The organism is uncultured Tateyamaria sp., assembly GCF_947496075.1.
Classification (GTDB): Bacteria; Pseudomonadota; Alphaproteobacteria; order Rhodobacterales; family Rhodobacteraceae; genus Tateyamaria.
Map to the genome: position 1 here is coordinate 30,331 of NZ_CANMBJ010000003.1, position 23,225 is coordinate 53,555.

The following is a 23,225-nucleotide window of genomic DNA, read 5'->3' on the forward strand; positions in this document are numbered from 1 at the left end:
ATCGCGGCTGGATGTCTCCTTTGGGCCGCTCGTATCGCCACCCGAAGCCAAGACTAAGCAGATTCTGCGCCGCATCCGATGAACGCCAGGAGCCCATAAGAGACCAAAAGATTCTTCGCGGCGCACGCTCGCAGAACGGACAATTCAGCACCCGCGCAAGTACAGGCGTGGCACTGCGGCGTTGCGACTGGACATTCCTACAAATTGCACCCGGGTAGAACGGCTTCCGATTAGTTGGAAGGACGAAGATAGCTGTAACTTCGACAGCATTGATGAGTGTTATCTATTGCGTAAGGTCACTTTTTGTCTGCAAACAGCAGTTTCAGATACGTACGAAACAGCATGATCTGCTCAGAGGCGTTGTTGTGCTCGCGAAGGGCGCGTTGCAGGACCAAGCCGCCTTCTACTACGCCGGACACCATATCGCCGAGAGCGTCCATGTTGACAGCCTCACGGGGCTCATAGACTTGCGCAATCTCCTCAAACATCCCCCGGAACCGCTTGCGCCAACCAAGGATAGCCTGCCGGTTCAGATCGCGCACGCCCTCATCAAACAAGCGATCCTGATAGGCTGTTGAAGCAATTACGCAGCCGGGATGCCCTGTAGGCATCTCTTCAAGCATCTCGGCCAAAAGCTTCAAACCTATGAGCATGCAATGAAGTGGGTCATCGTTGAGTTCGCGGGCGCGCGCAAAGAGATCATCATAGAGCGTGTTTTCGGCATCAATGTAGCGTTCCAGCATTGCCCGGGCCAATGCGTTCTTGTCTTTGAAATGATAAAAGAACCCGCCACGTGAGATTTCGGCCCCGGCCACGATCTCTTCGATTGACGTGGCCTCAAACCCTTTTTCGAGAACCGCCGCCTCCGCAATGTTGAGGATTCGGCTGCGTGTATCAACTTTTTGATCCATTGATCCCATCCCGACTGTACTGCGAGTCCAGTTGACCCCTTTTCCATGGCCCGACGCCGATCATGGCGCTGCTTTTACCGCTGAAAATAAGGGCAAAAACAGTTTCAGACAACCGTACCACGCGGCAACTATCGGCCCGATACAGCCTCAGGCTAGTCCTTTTGCATCAACTGCAAAGGAAGACCTCAATGCGTATTCAAGAATTGACCAATGCCAAACGTTTCTTTCTCTCCGACGGAGGGCTTGAGACATACATGATCTTTGAAAAGGGATATGATCTTCCTTGTTTCTCAGCAGCAGTGTTGCTCGACTGCGAACCGGGACGTCGCGACCTAACGGAGTACTTTGAGCGCTTCATCAGCATTGCGCGCCAATCCAATCGTGGCTTTATTCTGGACGCACCAACGTGGCGCGCCGGAACAGCTTGGGCCGGTCCATTGGGACAGACCCTTTTGGAGGTCATTGAGACGAACAAGCGTGCCGTTGCCTTTGTCTCTGACGTCCGTGACCAACAAGAAACTTCGAGCTCTCCGATCCTGATCAACGGTCTGGTCGGCCCAGCGGGCGATGCTTACGCACCCGATACAATGCTCGCCCCTCAAGACGCGTTGCTTATCCACGCCCCGCAAGTCCATGCCCTGGGCAAGGCAGGCGTGGATATGATCAGCGCAATGACGCTGACCCATGCCGGTGAGGCCATCGGAATTGTTCAGGCTGCCAAGGAAATCGACATCCCAGTCGTGATTGCCTTCACCTTGGAAACTGATGGATGTCTTCCGTCCGGTCAGTCGTTGGGCGACGCCATTGCCGAGGTCGATGCGGCAACCAACGGCGGCCCGATCTACTACATGATCAACTGTGCCCATCCGGATCACTTCCGAGATGTGATTGACACGTCTGAGGCATGGACGCTGCGCATTGGCGGTCTTCGCTCCAATGCTTCGCGGATGAGCCATGCCGAGCTGGACGAGGCCGAGGTATTGGATGCCGGTGATCCGGTCGAGCTTGGTCAACTCAGCGCGGAGCTTATTGCGCTCCTCCCGAACATCCGTGTGATTGGTGGCTGTTGTGGCACTGATCATCGGCATGTGGGCTGCATTGCCGGGCACGATCACGCCCGCTCGGCAGCTTAATGTCTAACCACTCCCAATAACTTCTCCCTGAAAGGACAACTTCTATGCTGAAAACACTTATTTTTTCCTCTGCCCTGATCTTATCAATGAGCAGCTTAGTACAAGCGGACGCCCCGACTGCATTTGACGTGGCCGAAGATCATACCCGGATCCATATGGCGGCAGCGCCCGTCCACGAAAACGGGATGCCCGCGCACGGCAACGCTTTCGTCAGCCAGGGTTACATTTACCCCGAAGGCACACTTGCCGATGGTATTGTCGGCGTTCTCGAAGACGGCAACCCCGCTTTCCCAGATCTGGTTTTGGGCACGTGGACTTGCGATGGCTACTTTGTAGGCGAAGGCGGGAACGCGACGACAGGTGTGTGGGTCATCAGTCGGCAAGTCTTTGCCTTTGATGACGGCGCAACAATCATTACGCAAGGCTCTGAAATCGCAGATATCGGCAAGGCCAACCTGCGCCCCGTGACTGGCGCAACCGGCCCATACGCTGAATTTGATGGCGGTCTGATCCAGACCACGTTGGGCTTCAACGATTTCTGGGGTCTGAGCGCGACCTACACGTTTGAAGATCACCCGATGGACAAAGAAAAAGCCCAAGACGCTTCTTACTATGGCCATAACCCCATCGATGAAGATGACCATCTCGAATGGGACTCCGGCGTGCCTGTCGGCCCGGTCTTTGATGCCGGTGTCATCCCGTCGATCTAAGGCCTGACGCTTGCGGTCGGGGCCGTTTCTCACCCCGACCGCACCCAGCTATCCTCGAAAGGACCCTTAAAATGAACATTCAAACGACTTCTCTGATCCGCCAGGCAGATGCCTCTGATGCAGAAAGTCTGGCGAGGCTGATCAACCTCGCGGGTGAAGGCATCCCCAATTGGCTGTGGGCACGCGCTTGCGTCGAAGGACAAACGCCGCTGGAAATCGGCATCGAGCGGGCCAAGCGCACACAGGGCGGCTTCTCTTACACAAATGCATTGGTCGCAGATCGGTACGGCTATCCCATTGGCATGGTTCTGAGTTATGCGATTACCGCAGCGCCCGCTGAAAATCCCGACGATTTGCCTGCACCAATTGCCCCATTTGTCGCGTTGGAAAAACTGTCGGTCGATACTTGGTTTGTGAATGCTCTGGCTGTGTTTGCCGAGGGGCAAAATCGCGGCATTGGTTCGCAACTTCTTACGACAGCAGAAGAGTTGGCGCAGGCAAACGGCTTCCGGGAAATGAGCATTCAGGTCTACAGCCAGAACAAGGGAGCAGTTCAGCTCTATGAGAGGCTTGGATATCAGCTTGTGGCACGTGAACCCGTGCGTTTGCACCCGTGTCCGCCGTATTACACAGGCGATGTTCTGCTGCTCATCAAGAAGCTCAAGAACCGCCCGAAATCTTGAGCATCGCGCTCAACAAACTGCACTAGTCCCCAAATTTGGAGATTTCCCATGGCCTCGAAAATGTCACCCGTATCCGTACTGGCTACGTTGTCCATTGCTGGCTTGGCAGCGGCCTTTGCAGCAGAAGCTGGTGAGGAAACCCAGCTGAGTATTCCACTTCCGCGGCCACTTGAGGACACAGATTTCCTCTACGACGGAGCACCTGCACCGTCGCTTGTAGAACTTGGACGGAACCTGTTTTTTGATCCGGTTCTGTCTGGGAATGGAAACATTTCCTGCGGTACTTGCCATGATCCCGCCTTGGGGTCAGGTGATGGATTGGCGCTAGGTATCGGTGAAGGTGGGGTGGGCTCGGGTTCGGATCGCGCAACCGCCGATCCTGTGACCGGCAGGGTGCCACGAAATGCGCAACCGCTCTGGAACATCGGTGCGCGCAGCTATGTCTCGATGTTTCACGACGGTCGAGTCGAGGAATTGGATAGCTCTCACACAACGCTTGCGATCCGCAATCCTGCCGGGCGGGATTTGCCCAAAAATCTATCTGGTGTGCTGACGGCACAAGCGTTTTTCCCAGTCACTTCTCCAATTGAGATGGCAGGCCAATATGGGGAAAACCCAATTGCGGACGCTGCACATCACGAAGATCGATCTGCGATCTGGAATATGTTGGCGCAGCGAGTCGTGGCGCACACAAGCTATTTTGAGATGATGCAGTGTGCTTTTCCGGAGATCACATCTCCCGACCAAGTCACCTACAGCCACATCGCGGAAGCGCTCGCCGCATTCCAAACTGTCGCCTTTCGGTCAGACCAAAGCCAATTCGACTCGGTGCTGCGCACTGGTGAATTGTCGATCCTGTCGTCTGCCGCTCAAAATGGAGCCGACCTCTTCTATGGCAAAGCCAAATGTGCGGATTGCCATAGCGGACCGCTTCTCACGGATCACCAATTTCATGCCATTGCGGTGCCTCAGATTGGGCCAGGTAAGGGGCATGGAGGCGACATGACCTACTTGCGAACGACCGGCCTGCCGGGTCGAACTGAGGACGAGGGTCGTTACCGCGTTACAGGCGATCCTGCGGACCTGTTTGCATTCCGCACGCCGTCCCTGCGTAACGTTGAACTGACCGGTCCTTGGGGGCATAGCGGTGCGTTTGATAATTTGGAAGGCATGGTGCGACATCATCTTGATCCACAAACAAGCCTCACCGCATTCGATCCAGCAGAGGTGTTGTTGCCGCCTCTTGCAAATCTTCAACGCCTAAAATCTCGGGGGTCTGGCTTAAGCTTTGCGCCGCTAGAGGCCGGTCGGCGTGCAGCCTTCGACCGACGGGACGGTTGGGTCATGCGCTCGAGCGAATTGCGCCAGCGCATCGCTACAGCAAACGTCCTGACACCCATTGCGCTTACCGAGGATGAGATCCGGGATCTTGTCTCATTTCTAGAAACTCTGACCGACCCATCTGCTCTCGATCGCAGCGAGATGATCCCCATCCATCTGCCCTCCGGACTGCCTCCGCAACCTGCAGCAGCGGTGTCAAAACAACACGTCTTTGAGACAGAATGAAGAGGACCATACAACGGACATAGGGATAATTCTTGAAAGGAAATCGGCATTGTTTGCCGTAGCGCCCCCGACGCTCTATCGCACCTGACCAGAACCCTCATTTCAGCGGAGTGCTGTCCGCTTTTGACGGTCACGAAAACTCAGAACAGGACGAAGACAATGATTACAGCCGTGAACCCGGAGCACATCGCGCCGCCCGCCAGCCACTATAAACATGGCTTCTTTATTGATGCGGGCGCTAACTGGATGACCCTTTCCGGCCAGTTGGGCGAAAGGGCGGACGGAACCTGTCCCGAAGGCATCGAAGAACAGGCCCGGATCGCGTGGGCAAACGTGTTGGCCATTCTAGAACAGAAGGCCTTCGGCGTTGCGAATGTCGTTAAAGTCACAAGCTATATCGTCGGGGAAGAGAATATTCCGGATTACGTTCAGGTGCATCGTGAGGTCGTTGGCAAATACCTTCCTCCCTGGACTTTGGTCGTCGTCGCGGCGTTAGGGCATCCGCATTACAAGATCGAGATTGACGTTACCGCAGCCGGGTAGGCGAAAATCATCCGCCATTACTATTGCACTGCGCATCATCAATAAGTGCTTCTTGACAATGTGGATGCAGACGGTCGTGGCATAAGCGGCCTGCCAGCGAAGAAGCGGATTGAAATCGAACTTCCAAAACCACTTTGAATGGCTGCGGTGGCGAAAGCCACTGCAGCGCAACACAAAACTTGCCGCGCCCGCGAATTGATGCTGCTTGAGCGAAGCCTGGAAAACGTATGGCGGCAAAGTCCGCGTACTGTTAGTCGGCTTGTTTCGGATTTCGCAGCCGCAGCGAATGGCGGCTCTGACGGGCCGCGTCGCAGCATCGAGAGAGCGGGTCGGATGTCCGGAATGGGCCGTCGACGGCTATAATGACTGGGGTATGTATGTAATTGCTACGCCGTCTCCGATGACCGGATTGCGCTTAATACAAACACTTTTTTGGCATCAACCGTACTTCCGTAGGGCATCCGACACTGAAATGCGAGGCACGTTGAGCCATCCGTTCCCTTTAGGTTCCGCGGCTTCCATGTCGAGATTGAAAATCTCGTACGTCTGTACTGCAGTGTCGTCGAGCCCGGTGACGATGACATCGAATGTGTAAGACGGCTCTTCAGCAATGAACCAATGCACATTGTCGTCATCTTCTCCGATAGAGGACAAATCGCCAGATTGGATCATGCGATCCACAGTCGGTTGGATAGTTAGCGAACGCTCGTCGCGTGACACCAGATCGTATTGGCGAAGCCGGAATGCTCCTGTTAGCGGTAGATGGGCCGAAACCATATTGGAATGCCCGTGTGGTATGATGGATCTGCCGGTGTCAACGGCGAACAGTTTTGGCAGGAAATGCATCGTTCTGTGCTCATCGAAACCGAAATCGATCTGCGCTGTCGATACGCCACGGTCAGCAAAACCGATCCGTGCCGCGAGACGCTCGAAGTCTATCCCGTCCATAAGGTCTGTCTCCGGGACAGAGGATAGCAATTCCTCCATGCCCGCTCGCCAGTCTTCCACTGAGATCACCGTGCCTCGCAGGGCGCCTGAAAGCTCATCGATCTTTGAAATGAGGCGTTCTATCTCGCGACCAGCCGGTCCTGCGAATGCCGATGTGCTGCTACTGACACTCAACAGCGAGGTTAGTGTGCCAAGCTGCGCAACAACTGATCGTCGTGTGACATCTGATTTCATACCGCGATAATATCATGTTCCGGACCGCCGCAAAATGTCTCGAGGTGCCAAATGAGTGCATGCAAGTGCTTCTTGTCCCGCAAGAACAGACATTGGCGCTGCTATCTGAACGGCGGCACAGTCCCGCGTTGCCGTCCTTGGCGTATTGAACGGCGACTGTCTGGTCATCCTAAGTCGCCATGAAGCCGCCATCGACGGCAAGAACATGGCCAACAACGAAGGATGCCGCATCTGAGGCGAGCCAGACAGCCGCGTTGGCAACTTCCTCCGGCTCTCCCATGCGACGGATGGGCAGGCCTGCTGCGACGGCTTTCATGTCCATGACCTTGGATGATAACATCATGTCCGTCACGACCCGTCCGGGCGCGATCACATTGATACGCACACCTTGTTCGGCCGCTTCCATCGCCGCCGATTTGGTCAGTGAAATGACAGCGGCCTTCGACGCGGAATAGATCGAAAAGCCCGGATTGGGGTTCTTCATCCCGCTAACCGACGCGTTGACAATGATCGCACCCCCGCGTCCTTTCATCGCCTGAATCTGGCGCCGCAGCGACAGAAAGACCGCCCGGACATTGGTGTCGAACACACGTGCGTAAACGTCCGCCGTCTGGTCGACCAGGGGGGCCTTGGCTTCCTGATACCCGGCGTTGTTGAAAGCAATGTCCAACTGCCCGTACTCGTCCAGTATGCTCTCGTGTAGGGCCTCGATCTGGGTCGGATCGGTCAGATCCGTCTGAATGAACGCGGCGCGTCCACCCTGTGCCTCTATTTTAGCAATCGTTGCCTCTGCCTTGTCCCTGCGTCGGGCTGCGATGATCACCTGCGCGCCACGTGCCGCAAAGGCCCGCGATGCCGCCGCTCCGATCCCGGTCGCGCCGCCTGTGACGAGGGCGACCTTTCCAGCGAAGGTCGCAGCAGGATCAGCGATGTCGTTCATGCTTGCGTCCTCGTATCGATCAGAGGTAGTTGTATCATACAACCATATGGGAAGCCAGTATGAAAGCCAGCACCGCAACCGACATCGAACGGATCCGCGCCGCTTCACGCCGGTTGGTGCGGGAGCTCGGTTTCATGGAGCAGACCCTGGCGGGCACCAACCTGTCCCCGTCTGCGGTTCATGCCCTGATCGAGATCGCGGAAGGCCGCGCGACGACGGCGCGGGATTTGTCAGACCTTTTGCGCCTTGAAAAGTCTTCGGTCAGCCGATTGTTGAAAAAACTTATCGAAACCGGAGACGTTGTCGAAACGCAGGACGAGAACGACTTTCGCATCAAGCGATTGACCCTGACGACAAAGGGGCGTGATCTCTTTGCGGCCATCGCGAAATCGGCCCAAACGCGGGTTGGTCAGGCGATTGCGCCGCTTGCAGATGAAACCGTTCGTACCTTGATTGATGGTCTGGAAGGGTATGCCGAGGCTTTGGCGCGCTCGCGTTCGGACAACACGGCACCTGATGAACCGGAGATCGCCGAGGGCTACCGCCCCACATTGCTTGCGCGCGTTGTGGAAATGCACGCGCACTATTACAGCGGGCTGGTCGGGTTTGGACTGCCGTTCGAGACCAAGGTGGCGTCGGAACTGGCGGAGTTCATGACACGCCTTGATGCACCGACAAACGGAATCTGGCATGTGGCGTCGGGTGGCAGGATCAGCGCATCGATCGCGATTGACGGTCAGGATCTGGAGGGCGATATCGCCCATCTGCGGTGGTTCATCGTGGACGTCACGCTGCGCGGCACCGGCATCGGCAAGAGGCTGCTCGACGCGGCCATCGCCTTTTGCGATGCGCAAGGGTTTTCGGAAACGCATCTTTGGACCTTTCAGGGCCTCGATACCGCCCGCGCCCTTTATGAACGTGTCGGTTTCGAACTGGCCGAAGAAAAGGCAGGCCGACAATGGGGCGCAGACGTGATCGAGCAGAGGTTTGTCAGGATCGGTCAACTTGATTGAACGAGCCACAGGCTCGCACCGAATACACTTTGGGCTGCTTTTAGGCCTGCCAACGTTGCGAACGGGATCATGGTCCCAGTTCACGATTGCAAAAGTTCTTTCGCATCATTCCACAGACTGGCGACCAGTTCGGTTGCTGGTTCGGCGCGTGACAATCTGGCAGACTGACCTGCCCAGGCCTGCATAGTGTCAATCTCCGTTGCACTAGCTCGCATCGCTTTTGTGATGTTGCGCTGGATTGGATAAGGTGCGGGTCTCGGCCCCTTTTCCGCAGCCTCTGTGTAAGCGGTGCGAATGGACCTTCCCAATCGCCCAGAGAATGCCCGAGTGGGGATTGTATCTTCGGGCAAAGCGGCCCCGATGGCGTCGGCCCAAGGAAGGGCAATTCCGGCTTCCGGCGTGCGCAGCAAGCCTGTTCCGATTTGCACCGCTGAAGCACCGAGAAGCAACGCAGCGGCTATCCCACGCGCATCAGCAATGCCGCCCGTTGCCACAACGGGCACCTTCACAGCATCGACAACCGCAGGGAGCAGAGACAATAGCCCGACCATCGAACGCGACGCATCTTCGGCGCTGAACGATCCGCGATGCCCTCCGGCTTCCATACCCTGCGCGACAATAACATCCGCGCCTGCGGCTTCCGCCGCCAAGGCGTCCGTGACAGAGGTGACGGTTGCAAACCATCGTACCCCGCGTTCTTTCATGCGTGCGACGAATGGGGCGGGATAAACACCCATGATGGATGAGATGACATGCGGACCAGCCGCTAGCATCGCATCACATTGGGCGTCGAAATCCACGAGGGAGGCTTCGGCGTCTTCAGGAGGCACTTCCGGGCCCCATTGACCCAAGAATGCCCGTACCTTTGCTTCGTGGTCTGCATCGCGCATAGGATCAGGGTCGGGTATCCAGACGTTCAGTTGAAATGCGCCGTTTGAACCGGCCCGCATCTGTTGCGCCCATTTGGTTATGTCTTCTGGCTGCATGAGCAGACAACCGCATGCGCCCATCCCGCCTGCATTCGCAACTGCGATCGATAGCGAGGCAGGGCATGCCCCAGCCATCGGCGCTAGAAGGATAGGGAGTTGGAGGTCAAAGGCCTCGCAGAAAGCTGCAGCGCGACCTAGGGGAGTGGATGGCATTGGACGCTCCTGTGATGGCTTACTTCTTATAGCGCTTCACTTGAGTTATTCATCAATCAGTTCATCCGTTCCACAAGCCAACTATCGTGTGATAGCAGCGAATTCACACTATGAACCGCTGTAGTCACAACACGTTGCTGCCTAGGACCGTAGAGAGCCCAACTTGCCCATTGTTCAAGCCGCAGCGAAAGGCTGCTTCACAGTTTGGTAAGCACCGTAGGCCCTAGCCTGCAATGAACACCTCAAATTTTTCGTGCAGACGCCACAAGGATCTTGGCCGCTTCTGCGGCGTGCTCTGCATAACTTACGTCACGGTGAATGAGCATTGTTGAGAACGCGCCGTCGATGAGTAGCGCGATATGACGGGATAGATCGACCGGATGGTCCAGTTCGGCCTCTTCAAAACGTTCCGCCAACCAGACTTCGAACTTTTTCTTGTGTGCAGAGCCGGTCTGTATTGCAGGATGCCCCGGCGTGTTGACGAATTCGGCCGCTGTCCTGAGGAAGCCACAGCCCTTCCACTGTGGACGGCGCGCCCTTTTGGCAATGTTCAAAAAGATCGCAGCAACCTTCTCTGGTACGTCACCGTCCGCCTCATCGTACCAATTGCGGTAGCGCGCCAGATTTGGTTCGTCGCGAGCTGACAAATAGGCATCTATCAAATCGTCCTTGCTCTTGAAGTGATAGTAAAACGTGTTCTTGGTGACCCCTGCCACCTCAGCAATCGTGTCGACACTCGTCGCACGGATGCCCGCGCCGTAGAAGAGCTTGTCCGCCGCTACGATGATCCGATCTCGTGCCGATGTCTTGTTCTGCACCATAGGTATACTAACCAGTCAGTTTGAATGAATATCCTGGGCTGATAGTCTGGTGTCAAGCCTTCGGTGCTCAAATAGCACCGGCGCCAACTTTCCAGGGAGAGGATCACTCGATGGTCTCAGCAATACAGACAGTCAAGGATATCGCCGTTGAGCGTCTCAATCATTGCTGTGGCAGGGCGGAGGTCGACTGGTCACTTGTGCGCAAGCCGCGTTTCGAGAGGGCGAACTTCGCGACGCGCTACCATTTTATCTATCCGGCGATCGGACACTTCATTCGTTTGAAGAAGAAGCCCGAACTTGCATCATCCCTGCGTCCGCAGCTTGACCTGATGTATCGCGCACTTCTCGAGCCACGGACATGGCGGTACTGGCATGACGAGCTGAATGAAACGAGCTGGCCGCTGAAAGAGCGTAATCTGACATATGCCGGGCGTCTCGCGACCTTCATCGGGTTTTACATCGATGCGTTCGGTTCTCCACCAGCGGGCCGGATCGAGTTGGATGGCCAAATCACGACATACACCGAACTCTCGGAAAGCCTGTATCACCAAATGACCGCCTCTCCGACGTGTGGCGTAAGCTGCTACCATCACCAATCAATGGTCATGTGCAACGCGCATATGTTGATCAACAACACCCTGCATGATCGGCTCTTCGGGACGGACTACGCGACCGCAAATGAGGATTGGCTTTCGACTGTGGACAAGCATTTGATCACTGGCACATCGACAGGGCCGCTCTTCTATTTTGGGACCAAGTCTGACGACCCTCACCCCATCTTGGATAAAAGCTCTCTTGGTGCGGACATCTGGTCGTTCTTCGCGATGAGCGGCGTGGAACCGGGGCGTGTGCGCGACTGGTTCACCCGGTGGCGTGGAAACATCAGTGAAAAGGACGGCCTCTCATGGATCGAGATATCGCCAGAAGATCACAAGTCTGAGTTCTCTTCAAATCAGCTCGCAAGCTCCTGGGCCTTCTGTCTCGCGCGAGAGCTTGGCGATTACGATCTGGCTGACAAGTTGGCTGCCTGGCTTCGCCCGCAGGTCGAGAAAGGCTTCGATGCCGATCCCTTCTTGTCGGGGCTCTATGTTCTTGGCGAGGAACTCACTGCCGGAGCGTTCCACAAACTCGTTACAGGGGAGGGCAAATGCCAATAATTCAATGCGATATTCGTGAGGGGCGTAGCGCCGTACAGAAGGCGTCGTTGGCAAAGGCTATAACGGACGCGGTGGAATCTACGATCAATGCACCAAGGGAACACATCTACGTATTGGTTCGAGAGACACCTGCACAAGGTTTCTGCCACGGCGGCGCACAGTTCGATGGGCTGGACGCCGAATGAACAAGTGTCGATACGGTACCGCATAACGGGTGGCTTCGGTGGTGCTGCGCTTAGCAGCGCGATCTCCGGGAGAATAAGCCAGGAGCGGACATCTGCCAAATGGCAGGAAAGTGCCCAATTTGCCGAATTCTACAGGATGCGTGAATGTCGGCATTAGTCTTGCTTGTCGCTCCACTTACTGCATGAGATCGTCCGACCATGAACGCAGCGCACTCTCAACATCCTCTTATGGACACCGATTGGTGGTCTGTGCTGACGGTAACAATTGGGATTACGGTCTTCGCGATAGCTCAAGGTTTGACCTATCCGCTGATTTCATTGCTGTTGGCTGAGCGCGGCGCGTTGGAGACCATCGTCGGGCTGAACGCCGCCGCGTTCATGTTGGGTCTTGCGGTCTCTGTGTTGGTTGTTCCAGCGCTGACGCGGCATCTGCGGGCGGGTCAGGTCATCGTTGCCGGTCTCGCGGGCGCAGCCCTCACGCTCATTGGCTTCGCCGTCTCCGACAGCTTGGCGGTCTGGTTTGCGCTGCGTTTCGCACTCGGATTTTGCGTCAATGCCATCTACGTTTTTGGGGAGGCTTGGCTCAACGCCGCAAGTGCCGACAAGGTGCGGGGTCGTGTGGCAGGTGTATACAGCGCTGGCATGACCTTGGGCTTCGTGATTGGTCCGCTTGCCATACCCCTGTTTGGCACCGAGGATGGCCTGGCCTTCGCGGCCTGCGCAGTCCTGATTTCGCTGGCGGCGTTCGGGCTTGGCATCATGTCCCGAAGGGCGAGAGTTGAGCCGGAAAAGCTAGAGCTTGCGGACTTGCCCCGATTTGCCCGTGCTGCTCCGTTGTTGATACTTCTCGTGCTGGCATTTGGCTTCGTGGACGCGACCGTCCTCTCGCTCGCGCCGCTGCATATGGTCGAGGGCGGTGCAACCACGGCGGCTGCAGCGACATTCATTGCTGTGATGCATCTTGGCATGATCATGGCCCAACCGGCCCTTGGAGTTTTGCTTGACCGAATGGATCGCTGGCACGTGGCTATTGGCTGTCTCGCTGCGACAGGTGTCATCTTCGGCGTGCTCATATTTTTGCCTGCAACGGGCATGCTGATCTGGCCTCTCGGCGCTCTCGGCGGCGCAGCCTTCTTTGGCATTTACACGAGTGCGTTGGCAATTCTCGGGCAGGAGCACAAAGGACCGATGCTGGTCGCAGGCGCGTCGGCGTTTTCATTGGCTTATGCCGCCGGAGGAGTGTTTGGGCCTGCGGCAAACGGCGCACTCGTCGACATCCTACCAGGTATGACGTTCGCACTCGTGGCTGTTCTCGGTATTGTCGGCGCGCTGATACTGGTTTGGCGGAGGTGAAAACCACCCTTGGTGCAGTAGCAGCGAAAGCCCGGATTGTCCGCGATCTGTAATACTGCACCACCCCAGATTTTGCGGATGCAGCGAATGACGGCTATGTGTGCTGCGACCGCAGCATCGGGATTGGGTGGCGAATGTCTCTTATGGGCCGTCATCCGAACCGGACGTCGCTTGACACAAATCGTCCATATTGGCTCGCGATTTGATTGTCCTATTGCCATTGGGTGTGGGAGCCGCCCTAAGCCACAAAGGCGATCCATCGACCGGACAGGAGTACGCCGCACCAAATCAAGGCCGAAACAGCCGCGATGACCTTTTGGGCCTTCTGAAGCCAGTAGATCAGAAAGGCATTTGCTCCCGCTAACGCCAGCAGCCCGAACTTCCAGTAGATCGCCGGGTTTTCGGCGTAGCGCGTTGCCTGGACCGACAGAAGCAAAGAGCCGGTGAGGGCCGCACCACCGAAGGCTAACAAGGCGGTGTGAGACAGGCGCGAGACCTCATCGTCGACTGCACCGATCTTGAGAATGCGCGCATCAGCCACAAGGACGGGCACGAGCACAAAGGCGAAGGCCAATATGTGTAGCGCCGAGATTAGGGGATAGATTGGCCCGCCCACCCAGTCTGCGAGCGGGGAAGTCTCCAGCGCCGCCAGGGCCGGGGTCAGCTCGAACATCCGGCCTCTTCCGTCTGCATGCGGCCAACGCGCACAACGGCCTCTCCGTCTGGCAACCGGATCCATTGACCGCGCAATTGATGCGGCGGGCGGCAATTCTGGAACACGATGGTCGCGATGCGGTCACCCGTCGCGATGCGCCCGTCGAGTCCGAAGAACAAACCGACGGGCGGGTACTCGACGTCAATGATCCGGCCACGGTCTTCTTCGCGCACCTCGACGACGTCAGCGAATTCTTCGCCCTGGGGAAGTTCGGTTGGTGTGCGCAAATCGTCATCAACCTGCAATTCTATCAGGGGGTGCGGACGGCGAAAGCTGGCAGAACGCACGATACCTTCGACGTAGATCGGACGGGCGTCATCGTAGCGTCCTGTGAAGCCGTGATGAGCGAGTGCTGAACGCGCCGCGAACAACGTGAAGGCGGCGCAGCCTGTCAGCAGGGCAAGGGTTTGGCGTCGGGATTGCATGAATGAAACTCCTCAAAACAGGCACGCGCCCTGACGGGAGGCGCGTGCTGTGACGTTTAGCGCGCAATCACCATCGAGTGTGCGCCACGGGCAACTGGCACAGAGTGTTCCGTCTTGACCAGCTGCGTGTTGCCGGGGTCAAGCGGATCGGTCTGGATGCGCCAGAAGTCGATGCTGGAGCCCACGGTTCGATCATCGAAATGGTCAAAGTTCGCGACCGCAAGGTAGTTGCTGGAGTTGTCGAACACTGCGGCTTCCGGCAGGACACCGTCATAGTTGAAGGTGCCGATCTCGGTCAGGTCACCAGTCTCCTGATCAAGCGCGGCCAGTGTTACCGACGAATACCAGGTGATGCGCGCGTCGTCGTAAGGCAGGTAGCTGCGTTCGAGATTGGTTGTGGCGACCCAGCGACCATCGGGCGACACGGCAAGACCTTCGGGGGAGACACCTGTCATCACCCGGTCAATCAGTGCGTGGCGTGCTGATCCATCGTCAGCAACTTCCGCGTTCATTTGCACCGTCAAAAGCTGACCGCGCGGCGCCTCGATCCAGATTCCCGCGATGTCCGGCCCCCAATACAGCGCGTTAGTCACAGCGTGGCGGCCATCGGGCGTGAACAGCACGCGGTAAGGTGCGCGATCAATGTCGACCACGTTGCCGAACGGAATGACGCTCAGGTCATCGGCGACACGGGCAAACTGCATCGTATTGGCCAACTGGTTGATCCAGACGATCACGTTTTCAGTGGGATGCCAGTCGATATCCATGATGTTGTCTTCGCCGATGGCATAACCCGCGATCGTCGGCGAAACTGGATCGCTCAGGCTGCCATCGTCCGCGATGCGAAAGAGCTGCATGGGTGTCTCTGCGCCAGCGCCGCCTTCTATGGAGTAGCTGACGGCCAGGATGTCACCCGTTGCGTTTACACTTGCAGACAGGGGCCGGGCACCAATCTCAAGGGTTTGCATGATCTCGGGTGTCGCAGGATTTTCAAGGCTAATGACCGTCAACGTCCTGCCGATGGACATATCACCAAACTGATGGGCTTCGTTATTGTCCGGACGCGGAGTGAACGTCTCGACCACGAATGCGAAGCGGCCGTCGGGTGTGATCTCAACGGCGTTTGGCGGGCCAGCGACGGAGTTGGACGCGAAAACCTCTGCCGCCACCCAATCGCGCGGATCACCATCAAGCGGGATGACCGCGAGGGTGTCGCTGCCCTCTCGGGGGCCAAGCATGCCGTTGACATAGGCCGAAGGCAGCATGTCTGCATCCTGAACCGAAACGAGATAGCGGCCTTCGAAGTCAAGCTGGCCACGGGCATCCCGCGATCCGGCCTCTTGCGCGAAAGCGGGGGCCACCAGGGCCGTGGATACAGTGAGTGTCGTAAGCAGGGTCTTCACCTTGATCTCCTTTGTCGGTGTTGCATGCGCTTGATCTGCTCTGATCACGACATAAGATTGATCAATCATCTCAACTTACGATATTGCCATCCGACAAGTTTGATAAACGGGAGTTATCAAAAGTGTTTGGTCTGTCCGACTACGAAAGCGTCATTGCCATTGCGGAAGAGGCGCATTTTGGCCGTGCGGCCCGTCGGTTGAACGTGACGCAACCAGCGCTTTCCTCACGTCTTCGGCGGATCGAAGAAGAGCTTGGCGTGCGCCTGTTTGATAGAGACCGTGGCGGTGTCAGTGTGACGCCCGCAGGCGAGCAGTTTGTCGAGGGCGCGGAGCGGGTCATCACGGCGGCCGAAGAAACCGCACAATCTGCACGGAATGCCCAGGCCGGCCTCGGCCAGACGCTCCGCATCGGCATGACGCAGGTTGCCGCGTATCAGATCGTGATCCCAACGCTGGTCAACTTCCGACAGCATCATCTCCATGCACGGGTAAAACTCTATGAGGGCACGACCGCAGGCCTCGAGAAGCGGCTGGAACAAGGAATGATCGACGTAGCGTTCCTGCACCCACCCTTGCATGCGCCGGACTTGTCCGAGACGTATCTCCTGTCTACACCTGTGGCCCTGTTCGACGGTGATCCAGACCCCATGTCGCGCAAACCCATGGTGGCGTATCCGCGCGCGGAAGCCCCGGTCCTTATGGGTGCACTTGCGCGGCAGTCGAACGAAGGAAATGGAGAGTATCCAGCCGCCGAAGCCGACACCATGCTAGGCGCAATCATATTGTCGCGCGCGGGTTTCGGACCTTTTGCGGCAACAGCCGACTACCCGACGCCGTTTGAAAAAACAGAGCATTGTCTAAGCTCAACCGACACGGGCTTGACACTGGATACTTCCATCGCACGCCGGCTGCTCGATAGACGACCAATGGTTGAAACCCTCATCAAGTCAGCCGCGAGCGCGGTTGAGTAGCGACCTCTACTGCCGACCGACGCTCGACACAGACAGAAGCGAATGAACAATTCTGAGACAACTCAGATTTTGCATTTGCAGCGAACGGCGGCAATGCGGACTGCGACCGCAGCATCGCAAGTGGCTGTTGAATGTCTGCAATGGGCCGTTAGGGACTGAAGACTGATGTAACGACGTCTTGTTTGCACTGTAGTGCCGCAGGATCGGTGAGAATCGCCGTACAAACAATCCGCAACTTAGACGGACCGGGGTCATAGGCTCTATTGTTTTCGGTTGGTATTGCCGCTGGGACCAGTCATAGAGAACAATGCTCTCCGTATCGTTGAAATCAGTTCTACAGCACGCAAGATACTTCCCACTGTGGTCGGCGCTGACCGCTGTGAGGTGGCGCTCGTTTGACTCTCGTTCTGGTGGATTGGGAACGACATTCAGAGCCGTCATGCGTTGGTTCCCCCCAGCAAGGCGCCGATTTGACCGCGAAGCCAAACGGGTCTTTCCCGATATGAAGCGCAGTACACGCGCCAAGCTTGGCCAAGATATGGGCTGGCATATGGGCAGAACGCTGTTCGAGATTTATCATGACGCTGATTTTCAAACCCAACACCATAAGTTCAGGGTCTCCGGTCCTGGCATGGCTGTTCTCGAAGAGGCTCAAAGGGCTGGCAGGGGAGCGATCATTGTTTCCGGCCATTTTGGACAGTGGGAAGCTATTCGCGCCGTGATCAAAATACATGGGCTCGAAAGCGGAGCTGTGTATCGGCCACACAAGAACCGCCACTACGAGCGTCGCATTCGTGCTGGAATCGAGGCAGGTGGGAAGCCGATCTTGGCGACCGGCCGCGTTGGAACCAGAGCCCTTGTGCGGCATTTGCGGAATGGTGGCATTATTTCAATTTTGCTCGATGAAAAATATTCAGAAGGTGTAAGGATACCGTTTCTCGGGCATGACGCTCTCACATCTCTCTCGGCGGCCCATCTTGCACTGAAATACGATCTGCCCATGATCCCTGCATTTGGCACCCGCATTGGTGATGGGAACGCATTTCGCGTAGAGTTCGAAGCCCCAATCCCCCACACCGACACCATCCAAATGACGCGTGCTTTCAACGACAGTTTGTCTGCGCGGATAATGGCGAACCCGGAACAGTGGTACTGGATGTTGAGACGGTGGGATGGTGTTTGAAGGAGTGCAGTTCGCTAGCCGATCGTCCTAGTTTGAAGGATGCTGCGCCTTCCACCAATGACCGGTTTGGTGAGGTTGCGCTGCAGCGACGGGTAGCCAGCTGAAGGTCCGCTCGGGGCCGTTATCTTGGCAAATCAGATCTAGTTCGTGGGATTCCGCGGTGGCTGCAATGGCACCAAGGAGCTTAGACTTACGAATGCTGCGCCCTAAACTAGTGGCCGCTTTCTTTTCCAAATCTACATTAGTTTGTACAAAGGTTTGGGTAGGTACTGAAACGGGTTAGGTTACTCCAACTATCTGCGATGTATCGCTGCACTCCTCCGCGGTCGTCGCGCGTAGAGGGCACGACGGCGGAGCGCAGGCGTTGGCAACTGCCACAATGCGCTGCGCAGATCGCGAAGAAGCAGGGAGACAAGCCGAGGCAGGAGTCGGAAAACCTAGCGGCGAGCTCAAACGGTTGCAGTGTCAACGGATGCCGAAGCGCGACTTTGCTATACGTGCCGCCGGTTAGAACCCCATCAGCTATCGAAAAACAGTGTCTCCGCCCGTTGGGGTGGACGACAAAAACGGCTGAGCGGTTAGCCTGATCAACGAGGCGCTCTTCAATGTCGCCAGACGGTGTAGATCCCCGATATGATGTCTGCAACGACACTCATACCGCCACGCTAGAGGATTTCGGGTTGAGTGACTTGGACTCAAATGGCAACTCTGTTTTTTGCCACCCGGACACGTAGGGCTTAGAGTGGAAATCGTTCAAAGAGACATCGTTTGCGATGAGATTGCGCTACCCGATGTGTCTCCAATCAGAGCCCGATTTTGCTCACGTTGATCACACATACGGGCTGGATACGTCTGGCCGTTTCGTCGGTGCTGTCGAGTCCACGTTCCCGATAGCGCTATGCGGCCATTCTTCATCGAAGCCTTTACGCCAGGCTACATTTTTTCATCTGTGACCTCTCGTCTTTCAATTTGCAACGCCGCTTGAGTGATGCCGACAACATGTCAGATACAAAAAAAATGAGACTATTGGATATGTCGGCGCACTCCGTGTGGTCTGGATTTTGGCGAAATTCGCGTAGCCTTTTCGCTCCGCCACGTTTTGATCTGCAGGCGTCCGGGCGGAATTAAATCAACGCTGTAGCCTGTGCCAAAATTTGGGAGGAAAACCATGAAAAGATCGTTGATCGCCTCGGTTTCTGCGCTCGCGTTTATGTTGCCCGCAGCCGCCATGGCGCAGGATGGGACGGTGAAAATCGGCATTCTGGTCGCACTTGAAGGCGCATTTGCCGAAGGCGGTGCGGACGGTGTGCGCAATGTCGAACTTGCGATTCAGCAAGCAGGAGGCATGGCCGGTGGCATGAAAATCGAAACCGTTGTCGCACCCACGGATACCACGCCCGACACAACCGTGCGCCAGGCGCGCAAGCTGATAGAACAGGATGGAGTGGATATAATCCTTGGGCCACTTTCCGGCTCTGAAGGCATTGCGATGCGGGATTACGCCAAGACGGTTCCGGGCAATACGGTGATCAATGGCATCTCGGGCGCGCTGGAAACGACCTGGGTGGATCCTGCGGACAACTTCTTTCGCTTCAACCTTGATGGCGCGCAATGGGGTGCAGGTCTTGGATCGTATGTTGTGAATGAAAAGGGCTGGACCAAGGTCGCGACGGTCGCGGCGGACTATTCCTTTGGCTACACGAACTTCCTTGGTTTTGCCGTCGATTTCTGCCGGTCGGGTGGTGAGATTGTTGAACGGTTCTGGGTGCCGCTTGGCTCCTCCGACTTTGGTGGCGTGATTGCAGCGCTGCCCGATGACGTGGACGCGATTTATCTGGGTGTGGGTGGCACGGACGCTATCAACTTCCTCAATCAGTATTCGCAGGCGGGGGCCGAAACGAACCTCATCGGCGGTACGATCATGGCGGATCAAACGGTTCTGACGTCGCGTGGCCGCGCGAAAGACGCGCTGATCGGTACACCGACATCCGGCCCAATGGCCGATGACAACCCCGATGCGGCTTGGCAGGAATACGTTGCTGCCTATCAGGACGCCTTCCCGGAAGGCGAGCGCTTTCCGTCGCCATCGCTCTTTGGCGTTGGTTATTACGTTGCCGCACTTGCGGCGATTGAGGGTCTGAACGCGGTTGAGGGCGACCTGTCCGATGGTCAGGCAGCCTTTCAGGCGGCACTTTCCAGCATGACGCTGGACACACCGCTGGGTCCCGTCACCTTGAACGAAAACCGACAGGCAACGGGATCGGTCTTTATCAACGAAGTGGTCGAAGACGGTGAAGGCGGGCTCAAAAACGAGTTCAAGTCGCGCACAGACGACGTCAACCAGACCCTTGGGATGACGGTTGAAGAGTTTACGGCGATGGGGCTTCCGTCGCGCGATACACCGGATTGCGCCGCTTTGGGCGGCGGCTGAAACCTCGGTTTTAGAAAACTCCCGACTGCGGGGCCAAAGACTGTTTTTGGCCCCGCCTTTTAAAGACCAGACCAAAAACCAACGCTCGCTCTGATCTTGCTCGAGACAGTTCGCAATGGGGGTACGGCTCGTGTCTCTGATCACCTACCTCACACGCATCCATTTTGCGGATCGTGCGTTGGAAGACGCTCTTCCATCTGAAATGACACGGCATCAGATTTCGCGGCCTCTGTTGATCGCAAGCGAAAGCACAACACAGTCCGACGCGCTTGACAGGCTACTGGATACGATACCTGCAACCATCGCGCCGGCTACGTTTGTCCTGCCCGATACAAGCGAAACCACCGCAGATCGCGCCCGCGTCATTGCGCTGTTGGCGGAAGCCGAGAGCGACGGCATTGTCGCCTTTGGAGGCCTGCGTGCATTGGATTTGGCGCGCACCGTGTCGCGCCGACAGGTCCCTGTGATCACCATTCCCACGCGCACAAACTCGGTTGGTCTGGGTCCGCTGGGTCAAAGCGTCAAAGGCGTGCCAAGTCTGCGCGCAGATTTGCCAGTCGCGGTGCTTTGTGATGCCACGCTGACGCTTGATGCGGGGCCATTGACCACGGCGGCGGCCGGGATGGACGCGCTGGTGCACTGCCTCGAAAGCTATCTAAGCACGACCTTCAACCCGCCTGCCGATGGCATAGCGCTTGATGGTTTGCGGCGTGCGGTGGTCAACCTCGAGCAGGCTGTGCAAGACGGCACTGACATCGCCGCGCGGCGCGAAATGCTGATTGCGGCTTTGGATGCAGGGCTGGCTGGTGAAAAGGGCTTTGGCGGGATCGAGGCTGCGGCTCATGGTCTCGAAAGCGTGTTTGACGCGCGCCATGGTGTTCTGCACAGCGCGCTTGTGTCTGAGTTTCTGGCTTTCAACGCCCCGGCGGTTTCGGACAGGTTCACCGTTTTGCGCGAAGTCCTGGGATTGCCAGAAGGTGCCGATTTGGCGGATGCGCTCAGCCGTTTGGGCCATCGCGTCGGACTGCCTTTGCGGCTTTCCGAGATCGGCGTTGACGCAGCGCTTGTGCCCACCGCCGCCCGCACTGCCGCAGCAGACCCGTCAAGCCGTACCAATCCGCGCCATGTGACCGAACGGGACTACGAAAGAATAATGCGTGCAGCGCTGTGACGTCTAACTTATGCGGTTCCGTATGGACCGAGGCGTTTTGTGTCTGCCAGTTTATAGGTTAACGTCAGAAAAGCCAAACGAGACCAAAGACGTCCGGGCAAAATAAAAATAATAAAAACAAAAAATTGGGAGGAAACAATGAGTGAATCATTGGCCGTGTACCATGGGCATTTTGGCCGTGTCTGCTTGTACTCAATGGATCGCAAGATGGTGCCACACGGGCATCGCGAAGGACATCTCATCTTTCACTTGCAAGGACCGCCGGGCGAAGTTGTGGTGAATGACACCGCCTATCCGCTATCCGCAGGGCAGGCCGTCGCCGTCAGCCCATGGCAAGGTCATTACTACAAACCGCTGCACGCATATGAGCCAACTCTGGCCGTGGTCCTTTACATACGCCCGGCGTGGTTTCTGGAGGCCGCGCGGCGGGCGTCAGCTTCGCTTTGCTTTGGCCGTAATGGCGTCGAGATGACTGAACATTTGTCCCGTCTTGTCTTTGGCACAGCGCAGGCGATGCTAGACGGGGATCGCGAAGATCTCTTGATCGAAGACCGGCTGTGTGATCTGACGCAGTCCGCGTTTGATCAATCCTGGCAATGGACACCGCGCGGCGCGCAATTCACAGGACCGATCCTGCCGCGCCGGGATTTCCGCATTCGCAAGGCCTTGAAGTACCTGCAAGACAATGTCGGTGCGCCACTTAAGTTGAACAATGTCGCACGCGAAGTGGGCTTGTCCCGCCCGCATTTCTTCAAGCTGTTTCGCGCGCAGGTCGGGTTGACACCAAACCTCTTTTGCAATGCCTTGCGGATGGAGCGTGCGATTGAACAGCTGGCGAATTCCGAGAACGCTGTGGCGGACATCGGCTTTGACCTCGGCTTCTCCAGCCAAGCCAGTTTCTCGCGATTTTTCATCAGCAATGGTGTTGTTCCTCCGTCAGCTTATCGGCGGAGTGTTCACGTGACGTGAAAGGCGATGTCTTACGTGGGGATCCGGAAAGTTCGGTATGCGGGACTTTTCTGCCTTTCGCTGCGGCTGCGCCAATGGCCGTTCTCGTAAACCGAGTTGTTCTCGTCTCAACCTGCTCACCTAGCGATCAATGCATAGTCGAAGTGCTCGCACAAGAAGTTTGGGCCCAGGAAAAGAATCCCGTTTTGCTTGGCCCAAGACTTGAGTTGGGCAAAAGGCAAATGCTTAAGTTTCTCAGTGCCAAGCAGATGTGATTGAAACTCGGAACTCTGATCGGCATTTTCCCAAAAAGGAATGATCTGGAAACCGTCATCCAAACTCGCTGTCACCAACTCACTGTTGCCTAACGAAAAAGCAAAGACCAAATCGCCATCCCTAATACTAAGCAAGCGATCTCTTTCGCTCGACGCAACAAAATCACCTTCAACAGGTTGATACTCCTCAAAGAAATAGTTTGGCATCCATTCGTTGCCGTCTCGCTCTAGCGCAACGTTGATAGGCAATCCGCCAATGTCGGTCAGTTTTTCATCCAAAGACAGCAAATGACCGAGATGGATCATCCCAAGATCTCTTCCAGCCTCGAACTCCTTGCAAGTTTTACTGCAGCTGGCGGCATAG

Annotated in this window: 23 protein-coding genes; 14 read left to right on the forward strand and 9 right to left on the reverse strand. The window is 56.6% G+C overall.

Going from position 1 to position 23,225, the window contains the following annotated elements:
- Window positions 1–296: 296 nt before the first annotated feature.
- Window positions 297–911 carry a TetR/AcrR family transcriptional regulator gene (locus Q1A51_RS11080; RefSeq protein WP_299605248.1) on the reverse strand — a complete coding sequence of 205 codons (615 nt, stop codon included), beginning with the start codon at window positions 909–911 and terminating at the stop codon, window positions 297–299.
- Window positions 912–1,099: 188 nt separating this feature from the next.
- On the opposite strand from Q1A51_RS11080, the gene Q1A51_RS11085 reads away from it, so the two are divergent.
- From Q1A51_RS11085 to Q1A51_RS11105, 5 genes are all read left to right on the forward strand, one after another.
- On the forward strand, window positions 1,100–2,044 hold the full coding sequence (locus Q1A51_RS11085) for a homocysteine S-methyltransferase family protein (protein WP_299605245.1): 945 nt from the start codon (window positions 1,100–1,102) through the stop codon (window positions 2,042–2,044).
- A gap of 86 nt (window positions 2,045–2,130) precedes the next feature.
- On the forward strand, window positions 2,131–2,754 hold the full coding sequence (locus tag Q1A51_RS11090; protein ID WP_299605243.1) for a hypothetical protein: 624 nt from the start codon (window positions 2,131–2,133) through the stop codon (window positions 2,752–2,754).
- A 71-nt stretch (window positions 2,755–2,825) separates the two neighbouring features.
- Window positions 2,826–3,437, forward strand: coding sequence for an N-acetyltransferase (locus Q1A51_RS11095; RefSeq protein ID WP_299605241.1), 612 nt, complete (start codon window positions 2,826–2,828; stop codon window positions 3,435–3,437).
- Window positions 3,438–3,485: 48 nt separating this feature from the next.
- The gene (locus Q1A51_RS11100; protein ID WP_299605239.1) at window positions 3,486–5,003 is read left to right on the forward strand and encodes a cytochrome c peroxidase; all 1,518 of its coding nucleotides are present in this window, start codon (window positions 3,486–3,488) and stop codon (window positions 5,001–5,003) included.
- A 159-nt stretch (window positions 5,004–5,162) separates the two neighbouring features.
- The gene (locus tag Q1A51_RS11105) at window positions 5,163–5,546 is read left to right on the forward strand and encodes a RidA family protein (protein WP_299605236.1); all 384 of its coding nucleotides are present in this window, start codon (window positions 5,163–5,165) and stop codon (window positions 5,544–5,546) included.
- 438 nt (window positions 5,547–5,984) lie between these two features.
- On the opposite strand, the gene Q1A51_RS11110 is transcribed toward Q1A51_RS11105, so the two are convergent.
- Both Q1A51_RS11110 and Q1A51_RS11115 read right to left on the reverse strand, forming a co-directional pair.
- Window positions 5,985–6,728: a hypothetical protein gene (locus Q1A51_RS11110; RefSeq protein WP_299605234.1), complete on the reverse strand. Its 744-nt coding sequence runs from the start codon at window positions 6,726–6,728 to the stop codon at window positions 5,985–5,987.
- A gap of 169 nt (window positions 6,729–6,897) precedes the next feature.
- Window positions 6,898–7,668 (reverse strand): glucose 1-dehydrogenase, encoded by a 771-nt coding sequence (locus tag Q1A51_RS11115; protein ID WP_299605232.1) that lies wholly within the window; start codon window positions 7,666–7,668, stop codon window positions 6,898–6,900.
- A gap of 59 nt (window positions 7,669–7,727) precedes the next feature.
- On the opposite strand from Q1A51_RS11115, the gene Q1A51_RS11120 reads away from it, so the two are divergent.
- On the forward strand, window positions 7,728–8,681 hold the full coding sequence (locus tag Q1A51_RS11120) for a bifunctional helix-turn-helix transcriptional regulator/GNAT family N-acetyltransferase (protein WP_299605229.1): 954 nt from the start codon (window positions 7,728–7,730) through the stop codon (window positions 8,679–8,681).
- An 80-nt stretch (window positions 8,682–8,761) separates the two neighbouring features.
- On the opposite strand, the gene Q1A51_RS11125 is transcribed toward Q1A51_RS11120, so the two are convergent.
- Both Q1A51_RS11125 and Q1A51_RS11130 read right to left on the reverse strand, forming a co-directional pair.
- Window positions 8,762–9,823 (reverse strand): nitronate monooxygenase, encoded by a 1,062-nt coding sequence (locus tag Q1A51_RS11125; RefSeq protein ID WP_299605226.1) that lies wholly within the window; start codon window positions 9,821–9,823, stop codon window positions 8,762–8,764.
- Between the two features lie 242 nt (window positions 9,824–10,065).
- Window positions 10,066–10,644, reverse strand: a complete 579-nt coding sequence (locus Q1A51_RS11130) for a TetR/AcrR family transcriptional regulator (protein ID WP_299605223.1) — start codon at window positions 10,642–10,644, stop codon at window positions 10,066–10,068.
- A 20-nt stretch (window positions 10,645–10,664) separates the two neighbouring features.
- On the opposite strand from Q1A51_RS11130, the gene Q1A51_RS11135 reads away from it, so the two are divergent.
- The 3 genes from Q1A51_RS11135 to Q1A51_RS11145 all read left to right on the forward strand — a co-directional run bounded on the left by Q1A51_RS11135 (window position 10,665) and on the right by Q1A51_RS11145 (window position 13,339).
- Window positions 10,665–11,801 carry a hypothetical protein gene (locus tag Q1A51_RS11135; protein ID WP_299605220.1) on the forward strand — a complete coding sequence of 379 codons (1,137 nt, stop codon included), beginning with the start codon at window positions 10,665–10,667 and terminating at the stop codon, window positions 11,799–11,801.
- Window positions 11,792–11,986, forward strand: coding sequence for a tautomerase family protein (locus tag Q1A51_RS11140; RefSeq protein WP_299671334.1), 195 nt, complete (start codon window positions 11,792–11,794; stop codon window positions 11,984–11,986). Before Q1A51_RS11135 ends, Q1A51_RS11140 begins: the two co-directional genes overlap by 10 nt.
- Before the next feature lie 228 nt (window positions 11,987–12,214).
- Window positions 12,215–13,339, forward strand: a complete 1,125-nt coding sequence (locus Q1A51_RS11145) for an MFS transporter (RefSeq protein WP_299605218.1) — start codon at window positions 12,215–12,217, stop codon at window positions 13,337–13,339.
- 238 nt (window positions 13,340–13,577) lie between these two features.
- Here Q1A51_RS11145 and Q1A51_RS11150 read toward each other — a convergent pair whose 3' ends face one another.
- From Q1A51_RS11150 to Q1A51_RS11160, 3 genes are read right to left on the reverse strand one after another with little or no spacing between them, the layout of a single operon-like run.
- A complete protein-coding gene (locus Q1A51_RS11150) occupies window positions 13,578–14,012 on the reverse strand; it encodes a hypothetical protein (RefSeq protein WP_299605215.1) in 435 nt (144 codons plus the stop codon).
- Entirely contained in the window at window positions 14,000–14,479 is a 480-nt protein-coding gene (locus Q1A51_RS11155; RefSeq protein WP_299605212.1) for a hypothetical protein, read from the reverse strand. Before Q1A51_RS11155 ends, Q1A51_RS11150 begins: the two co-directional genes overlap by 13 nt.
- Window positions 14,480–14,535: 56 nt before the next feature.
- Window positions 14,536–15,882, reverse strand: coding sequence for a hypothetical protein (locus Q1A51_RS11160; protein ID WP_299605209.1), 1,347 nt, complete (start codon window positions 15,880–15,882; stop codon window positions 14,536–14,538).
- Between the two features lie 122 nt (window positions 15,883–16,004).
- Between Q1A51_RS11160 and Q1A51_RS11165 the strand changes: the two genes are divergently transcribed.
- The 5 genes from Q1A51_RS11165 to Q1A51_RS11185 all read left to right on the forward strand — a co-directional run bounded on the left by Q1A51_RS11165 (window position 16,005) and on the right by Q1A51_RS11185 (window position 22,607).
- Window positions 16,005–16,853, forward strand: coding sequence for a LysR family transcriptional regulator (locus Q1A51_RS11165; RefSeq protein WP_299605206.1), 849 nt, complete (start codon window positions 16,005–16,007; stop codon window positions 16,851–16,853).
- A gap of 307 nt (window positions 16,854–17,160) precedes the next feature.
- Window positions 17,161–18,036 (forward strand): lysophospholipid acyltransferase family protein, encoded by an 876-nt coding sequence (locus Q1A51_RS11170; protein WP_299605202.1) that lies wholly within the window; start codon window positions 17,161–17,163, stop codon window positions 18,034–18,036.
- 1,168 nt (window positions 18,037–19,204) lie between these two features.
- On the forward strand, window positions 19,205–20,467 hold the full coding sequence (locus tag Q1A51_RS11175) for an ABC transporter substrate-binding protein (protein ID WP_299605200.1): 1,263 nt from the start codon (window positions 19,205–19,207) through the stop codon (window positions 20,465–20,467).
- 130 nt (window positions 20,468–20,597) lie between these two features.
- Entirely contained in the window at window positions 20,598–21,638 is a 1,041-nt protein-coding gene (locus tag Q1A51_RS11180) for an iron-containing alcohol dehydrogenase (RefSeq protein WP_299605197.1), read from the forward strand.
- Window positions 21,639–21,776: 138 nt separating this feature from the next.
- Window positions 21,777–22,607: an AraC family transcriptional regulator gene (locus Q1A51_RS11185; RefSeq protein ID WP_299605194.1), complete on the forward strand. Its 831-nt coding sequence runs from the start codon at window positions 21,777–21,779 to the stop codon at window positions 22,605–22,607.
- Between the two features lie 116 nt (window positions 22,608–22,723).
- Here the strand turns inward: Q1A51_RS11185 and Q1A51_RS11190 are convergent, their stop codons facing one another.
- Window positions 22,724–23,167: a hypothetical protein gene (locus tag Q1A51_RS11190; RefSeq protein WP_299605191.1), complete on the reverse strand. Its 444-nt coding sequence runs from the start codon at window positions 23,165–23,167 to the stop codon at window positions 22,724–22,726.
- Window positions 23,168–23,225 lie beyond the last annotated feature (58 nt).